The 7529-nt window shown below is 70.3% G+C and carries 6 protein-coding genes; 1 reads left to right on the top strand and 5 read right to left on the bottom strand.

Features of this window, described 5'->3' with window-relative positions; translation table 11 throughout:
• Positions 1-101 precede the first annotated feature (101 nt).
• The 5 genes from PKE44_RS12255 to PKE44_RS12275 are packed head-to-tail and all read right to left on the bottom strand — an operon-like array spanning position 102 to position 6566.
• Positions 102-941 (bottom strand): FkbM family methyltransferase, encoded by an 840-nt coding sequence (locus PKE44_RS12255; RefSeq protein ID WP_324551570.1) that lies wholly within the window; start codon positions 939-941, stop codon positions 102-104.
• Between the two features lie 47 nt (positions 942-988).
• Positions 989-1897: a hypothetical protein gene (locus PKE44_RS12260; RefSeq protein WP_324551573.1), complete on the bottom strand. Its 909-nt coding sequence runs from the start codon at positions 1895-1897 to the stop codon at positions 989-991.
• Positions 1898-3412 (bottom strand): oligosaccharide flippase family protein, encoded by a 1515-nt coding sequence (locus PKE44_RS12265; protein ID WP_324551575.1) that lies wholly within the window; start codon positions 3410-3412, stop codon positions 1898-1900.
• Complete coding sequence (locus tag PKE44_RS12270) at positions 3409-4632, bottom strand: TIGR04063 family PEP-CTERM/XrtA system glycosyltransferase (RefSeq protein ID WP_324551577.1); 1224 nt, start codon at positions 4630-4632, stop codon at positions 3409-3411. The genes PKE44_RS12265 and PKE44_RS12270 overlap by 4 nt, the downstream gene beginning before the upstream one ends.
• A 5-nt stretch (positions 4633-4637) precedes the next feature.
• Positions 4638-6566, bottom strand: a complete 1929-nt coding sequence (locus PKE44_RS12275) for an XrtA/PEP-CTERM system amidotransferase (protein ID WP_324551578.1) — start codon at positions 6564-6566, stop codon at positions 4638-4640.
• Positions 6567-6854: 288 nt separating this feature from the next.
• Between PKE44_RS12275 and PKE44_RS12280 the strand changes: the two genes are divergently transcribed.
• Positions 6855-7529: cation:proton antiporter (locus PKE44_RS12280; protein ID WP_324551580.1), on the top strand; the 675-nt coding region annotated here is incomplete at its 3' end.

Raw genomic sequence — 7529 nt, forward strand, 5'->3', positions numbered from 1 at the left:
CCGATCCAGCACCACAGCAGGATGCCGATCACCGGCTCGCGCACCGTGCGGATCAGGCCGTAGGTGACGATCAGCAGGATGGCGATGTCACGCATCGGCGTTCACACCGCGGCCCCGGCATCGCGGAAGCAGAACACGCTCTCGCCGCCGAGCAGGTAGTCGAACGGATGCTCGCCGAGCACCCGGAAGAACGGCCGGCTGCTGCCGCGCCACGGGAACAGCCAGTCGTCGAGTTCGAGCGTGATCAGGTGCGCGCGCCCGACCCATTCGGTCGCACTCGCGAACAGGTATTGCTGCGCCCCCTCGATGTCGAGCTTGACGATCAGCGGCTCGCGGCAGCCGGCGAGCGTGCAGATCTCGTCGATCGTGTACGCGCGCAGCGTGCCGGGGCCGTCGCCGGTGGTTTCCTCGACGCGGAAGGCCGCGGAGCCGGACTCGGGGTTGACGATGCGCAGCCGCCCGCTGCGCGGCCAGAGACCGCCGTCGAGCACCTGCGCGCGCGCGCCAAGCCCGGCGAGGTTGCGTCTGAGCAGCGCCAGATTGCCGGTGTCCGGTTCGACCGAGACGATCTGCGCCTGCGGGAAACGCCGCGCCAGCCACAGTGCCGCCAGCCCGATGTTGGCGCCGCCGTCGATGATCAGCGGCCGCTCGCCGCGCGCGAGCATGGCCTCGTAGGTCTGCTGCAGGCGCGCCGTCTGCGGGAAGCGGTCGAGGTCGTACTGGCGCTGCACCAGGCATTGCCAGAAGGTCGCGTGATCGGCGCGGGCCCGGCGCAGGCTCACCGGCGCGTCGTAGCCCGGCACCGCATGCGCCTGCACGGTTTCCGACTTCACCGGCAGCCCGGCGCGTTCGATGGCGGCATACAGGCGCAGCCCCGCCAGCGGCCCGAAGGCCCGCAGGTACAGGGGCAGTTTCGCGAAGCGCCGAAGATCCAGACTCATGCCAGAAACTCTCCCCAGAAACTCTCCGTGATGCCGCCGTGCGGGCCTCAGGCGGTCTTCAGGTAGCCGCGTGCGAGCCGCGCGTAGGTGCCGTCGATGTAGCGCACGTAGCCGATGAAGTGCAGGAACACCGAATCGGCCCGGCGCCGGTGCGGCGCGCAGTACTTCGGGTGCGGCAGCACGCAGCTCGCCGGCGCGTTGGCGACCATCACGTTCGACGCGAACTGCTCCGAGCCCCACTGCCGCCAGCGCGCCCCGATCGCCTGCTCCATGACCGCCGACAGCTGCAGCAGCTTCGGCAGCATCTCGTAGCCGGCCGGGAAACCGGCGAAGCCGGCGCAGCCGCGGATGTAGGCCGGGAACACCTCCGCCGGCAGCCGGTCGAGCGCAGCCTCGGCGTGCACCTGGATGTGGGCGTCCGGGCTGGCACGCGAGCGTGCGAAGTCCGCCGCCTCGCTCGCCGGCTGCAGCACGAAGTGGTCATCGGTACCGAGCGTGAACGCGCGGTTGTCGCGCACGCAGGCGGCCACCTCGTCGAGCGGGCCGGTCGCGACCGTGTCGGCGTCGAGCTGGATCACGTAGCCCTCGCTCACGTAGCGCGTGATCGCGACCAGCCGCTCCCAGCAGCCGCCGCTCGGCAGGCCCTCGGGGCGGAAATCGTGCTGCGCAACGATCTCGATGTCCGGCACCTGCCGGCGCAGCACGGCCTGATCGGCCGCATCGAGGCTCGGATCGGCGACGACGACGATGCGCCGCGCCGGCAGCCGGCGCACGAAGGTGCCGAGGGCGAGCAGGTAGGCATCGACATCGCGCTGCTGGACCATCGACAGCACGATCGGCCCCTCGGCGGCGAGGCGGATCGGACCGATGCCGCGCACGCCGGCCGCGGCGCGCCGGAACTGCAGTTCATGCCACTTGCGCCGGAGCTGCGCGAATCGTTGCTGCAGGAGCTTCATTCAGATGCGACCTTCCGCGATCCAGTCATAAGGGCTGCGCCGGCGTTCGATGTACGCCTGCAGGCGGGGAATCCGGGTCAGGATGCTGCGCTCGGGGCCGTCCTTGCAGTGATCGAGCTGCCAGAGCAGCCAGACGCCGGCGCCGTAGAGCGCCACGCCGCCGATGCCGAGCCCGACCAGCACGACCGGCTCCGGCAGGCCGCTGCCGAGCAGCGGCGCCTTCAGGCTGCTGATGACCAGACCGGCGCCGGCGGCGGCGAGGCTCATGCGCGCGACGCCGCGCAGCCAGCGCAGCAGTTGCAGGGCCGGGAACACGTGCTTGACCATCGCCGCATGCACGAACAGCACGAGGCAGGCGGTCAGCACGAAGCAGTGCCCGATCCACTCCGGCCGCCCCCAGTAGCCGTTCAGCACCAGCAGCCCCAGCACGATCAGGCTCTGCACGCCGGCGGCCACCGAGCTGAAGCGCGGGTGGCCGACGGCCATGTACGCATACGACAGCGAGCCGGTGAACGCCGTCAGCGCACCGAACAGCCCGAACTCGCCGATCAGCTCGCCGGTCAGCGGCCACTTGTCGCCGAACATCGCATGCACGAACAGGTCGCCGAGCAGGTACAGCAGCATCGCCAGCGGCAGCAGCCACATCGCCGCCGCCGCCATCACCGTCGTGCAGTGGCGCACGACGGTGTTCGGCTCGCCGGAGAGCTTGACGAAACCCGGAAAGAAGGCACGGTTGGCGGCGGCCACCAGCTCGACCGACAGGATCGTGCTGATCTCGATCGCCACCAGGTACTGGCCGAGCACCGCGGCACCGAACAGGCGGGCGATGACGAAATCGACGCCGCGCAGGTTCAGGAAGAACAGCAGGTTGTTGACGACCATCCACTTCGAGAAGTGCATCAGGTCGCGCCAGTGGCTCAGGCGCAGCGACGGCCGGTAGTGGCTCATGTGGTAGGACAGCAGCACGCCGAACACCCGGCTCGCCAGCGTGCCCCAGACCAGCGCCCAGTAATTGCGCAGCCACCACGCCAGCAGCGCCGTCAGCGTGATGCTGGCGAGCTTCTTGTACAGCATCAGCCGGAATTCCTGGCCGAAGTCGAGTTCCTTGCGGAAGTTGACGGTGCCGATGTTCTCGAAGCCCTGGATGAAGGTGCCGAGCGCGAGCCAGGCCATCACCGGCGCAAAGCGCGGCTCCTGATAGAAGTCCGCCGCCGGCGCGGCGGCAAGCACCATCAGCAGCGCGATCAGCGTCGTGCAGAGCAGGTTCAGCGTCCAGGCGGTATCGAAATGTGCGGCTTCGGCATCGGCCTTCTGGATCAGCGCCATGTCGAAGCTGAACGAGCGCAGCAGCTCGATGAACATCACGATCGGCGCAGCCATCGCCACCAGGCCGAAGTCGCCCGGCAGCAGCAGCCGCGCGAGGATCACGGTGCTGATCAGCCCGAGCCCGCGTTCGAGGAACTTCGCGAGCAGCATCAGCGAGGCGCCGATCTGCATGCGCTGCGTGATGTTCATGCACCGGTCCCGAGTGCGCGCGCGTAGACGCCGCGGTAGCGCCCGACGCTGACCGCCCAGTTGCGTTCGGTCTCGACGAACTCGCGCCCGGCCGCGCGCAGCTTCGGCCACGAGGCCGGGGCCGCGAGCAGCCTCAGCACGCGCTCGGCCAGCGCTTCGGCACTGCCGGCGCGGAACAGCGCACCGGTCTCGCCGTCGCGGATCAGCTCGCGGTGGCCACCGACATCGGAGGCGACGAACAGCCGGCCCTGGGCCATGGCCTCCAGGGGCTTGAGCGGCGTGACCAGCTCGGTCAGCCGCATCGGATGACGCGGGTAGCAGAGCACGTCGATCAGGTCGTACCAGGCGTTGACCTCGGCGTGCGGCACGCGGCCGGTGAAGTGCACGGCATCGGCGAGCCCCAGGCGTTCGGCCTGCGCGCGCAAGGCGCCATCCTGCGGCCCGCCGCCGACCAGCAGCAGCTGCACGTCGGGGGCTTGCGCGCGGATCTGCGGCAGCGCTTCGAGCAGCAGGTCCAGCCCCTCGTAGGCGTAGAACGAACCGATGAAGCCGAGCACGCGCTTGCCGGCGAGGCCGTGGCGCGCGAGCAGCGCCGGATCGGGCTGGCCGCCGGGGCCGAACTGCCCGACATCGACGGCGTTCGGAATCACCGTCACCCGATCGGCCGGCACGCCGCGTCCGAGGATGTCGCGGCGCAGGCCATGACAGATCGTGGTCACGGCGTCGGCGCGTTCGAGCACGAAGGTTTCGAGCGCGCGCGTCGCGCGGTAGCGCAGGCTGCCTTCGCGGGTCGTGCCGTGATCGACGGCGGCGTCCTCCCAGAACGCGCGCACCTCGTAGACCAGCGGCAGGCCGTGGCGGCGCGCCGCCGACAGCGCCGCGAGGCCGTTCAGCACCGGCGAATGCGCGTGCAGGACATCCGGACGGAAGTCCTCGATGACCTCATCGAGCCGCGCCGACAGCCCGGTGACCACCGCCCACTGGTCGAACAGCGGCCAGCCGGCGCGCCGGCGCAGGTCCGGCGGCGTGCGGTAGAAGTGCAGGCCGTCGACATTTTCCTCGGGGCCGGCGTACGGCGAGGCCGGCGTGACCTGCTTGCTGCCGGTCACATGCCCGGTGCTCCAGCCGAGCCGGCGCTGCTCGCGCAGGATCGCGCGCGTGCGGAAGGTGTAGCCGCTGTGCAGCGGGATCGAATGATCGAGGACGTGCAGGATGCGCATGCGGCTCAGGCGGCCTCGCGCCAGACCGGACCGGCGTCAGCGCCGACCCCGGCGTTGCGCAGGAAGGACTCGAACATCAGCAGCGACCAGAGCGCCGCCGAGTGGTCGCGCCGGCCGCTCTGGTGCTGCCCGACCAGCGTCGCGAGGTAGTCCATGTCGAACACGCCGCAGGCGCGCATGGTCGCGCCGAGCACCGCTTCGCGCAGGCGCGCGGCCAGCGGTCCGCGGAACCACGCCGCCAGCGGCACCGCGAAGCCCATCTTCGGCCGGTACAGGATGTCGTGCGGCAGGACCGGTTCGAGCGCCTTCTTGAACACGTACTTGCCTTCGCCGCCGCGCAGCTTGAAGTCCGGCGGCAGGCCGCTGATCCACTCGACCAGCTCGTGATCGAGCAGCGGCACGCGCACCTCCAGCGAATGCGCCATGCTGGCGCGGTCGACCTTGGTCAGGATGTCGCCGGGCAGGTAGGTCTTGAGGTCGATGTACTGGATCAGCGACAGCGGATCCTCGGTCGGGGCGTTTGCGGCGTGCGCGCGCATGACCTCGAGCGCGTGGTAGCCCTGCAGCTCGCGCCGGAACGCCGCCGAGTACAGCGGTGCGCGCATGCGGTCGCTCATGACCGAGACGCCGTGGAAGTAGCCCTCGACCGTGTCACGGGCCATGGCCTCGAAGGTGGTCTTGGCGCGCAGCACGCGCGGCGCCCAGTCGGCCTTCGGGTAGACCTTGCCGAGCAGCCCGAACAGCGGCCGGCGCACGCCGAGCGGCAGTGCCGAGCGCAGGCGCTCCTCGTAGCTGTGCCACTTGTAGCGGCGGTAGCCGGCGAGATTCTCGTCGCCGCCGTCGCCGGAGAGCGCGACGGTGACGCTGCGGCGTGCGAGCTGGCAGACGCGGTAGGTCGGCAGCGCCGAGGAATCGGCGTAGGGCTCGTCATACAGCCAGGCGAGCCGGTCGATCAGGTCGAAGTCGTCGGGATCGACGGTCTCGACGCGGTGTTCGGTTTTGAATCGGTCGGCGACCTGCTGCGCGAACTGCGCCTCGTTGAAGCGCGGATCATCGAAGGCGATCGAGCAGGTCTTGACCGGCTCGTCGGACAGGCCGGCCATCATCGCGACGACGGCGCTCGAATCGACGCCGCCGGACAGAAACGCGCCGAGCGGCACTTCCGACATCAGCCGGATGCGCGTCGCCTCGCGCAGGCGTTCGATCAGCTCGGCGCCGGCGTCCTCAACCGACATCGCCGGCAGCGGCGCGAACGGTGCGTCCCAGTAGGACTTCGGCGCCGGCAGCGGCTCGCCGCGGCGCAGGCACAGCGTGTGCGCCGGTGGCAGCTTCAGCGCCGCGCGGTAGATCGAGCGCGGATCGGGGATGTAGCCGTAGGCGAAGTAGTCCTCGACCGCGAGCGGATCGAGCGCGCGCGGGAAGCGCGGATGCGCGGCGAGGATCTTCAGCTCCGAGCCGAAGATCAGCTGGCCGTCCGGCAGCAGCGCGTAGTGCAGCGGCTTCTTGCCGAGCCGGTCGCGGGCCAGGAACAGGGTTTCGGTGTTGCGATCCCACAGCGCGAACGCGAACATGCCGCGAAAGCGCGTGACGCAGGCCTCGCCCCACTGCTCCCAGGCATGAACGATGACTTCCGTATCGCTATGCGTGCGGAACGTATGCCCGAGCGCCTGCAGTTCGGCGGCGATGCCCTGGTAGTTGTAGATCTCGCCGTTGAAGACGACGACGACCGTGTGATCCTCGTTCCAGAGCGGCTGCTGGCCGCTCGACAGGTCGATGATCGACAGCCGCCGGTGCGCGAGGCCGACCCCGGGCTCGATGTGCACGCCGCCCTCGTCGGGGCCGCGGTGGAACTGGACCTGGTTCATCGACGCGAGCACGTCTGCCTCGATGTTCCGCCGTTCGCGCAAGTCGACGATGCCTGCGATTCCGCACATGGTGCGCTGCCACTCCGGGTTCGTGTTGGGTCATTCGAAGGCGTGATCCCTCGCCGACGGCCTGCACGCAGCGATCCGCAGCCGGAAAAGCAGGCCGGCCATCGGGATTCCCTGTCGTTGCGGTGCCGCATTATGCCGGGCCATCCCGCCGGCCGCAGTCGGATTCGGTCAACTTGCGTCAAGTGATGCCGCTCAGGTCCACGATGCCCCGGCCTGCGCGGCCCGTCACCACTGTGCTAGCGTGCGCGCCCTGCCTCAGCCCCCGTCCTTGATCGCCGCCCGCCGCACATGGATGCCCTCTGGATCTGCCTCGCCTTCGCTGCCGGCCTGCTCGCGCACCGCATCGGCCTGCCGCCGCTGGTCGGCTATCTCGCCGCCGGCTTCGGCCTGCATGCGGCCGGCGAGCGCAGCGGCCCGGCGATCGAGCAGGTCGCGCACCTCGGCGTGCTGCTGCTGATGTTCACGATCGGCCTGAAGCTCAGGCTGCAGTACCTCGCACGGCCCGAGATCTGGGGCGGCGGGCTCGCGCACCTCGGCCTGTTCGCGCTGCTCGCCGGCGTGCTGGTCTGGCTGCTCGCCGCGCAGGCGCCCGGACCGGCGACCGCCCTCGGACTCGCGCTCGGCTTTTCGAGCACCGTGATCGCCGCCAAGTCGCTGGAAGCCAAGCAGGAACTGCGCTCCTTCCACGGCCGGGTCGCGATCGGCATCCTGATCGTGCAGGACCTCGCCGCGGTCGGCCTGCTGTCGGTGGCGGCCGAGGCGCCGCACCCGGGCGCCGCGCTGCTGCTGCTGCTGCCGCTGGCGCGCCCGCTGCTGCTGAAGCTGCTGTCGGCCTGCGGTCATGACGAACTGCTGCTGGTGTTCGGCCTCGCGCTCGCCGCCGGCGCCGGCGCGCTGTTCCACGCGCTCGGACTCTCGGCCGAACTCGGCGCGCTGGCCGCCGGCGCGCTGCTCGCCGCGCAC

This window comes from Plasticicumulans sp., from assembly GCF_035331805.1.
In the GTDB taxonomy this organism is placed as follows: Bacteria; Pseudomonadota; Gammaproteobacteria; order Competibacterales; family Competibacteraceae; genus Plasticicumulans.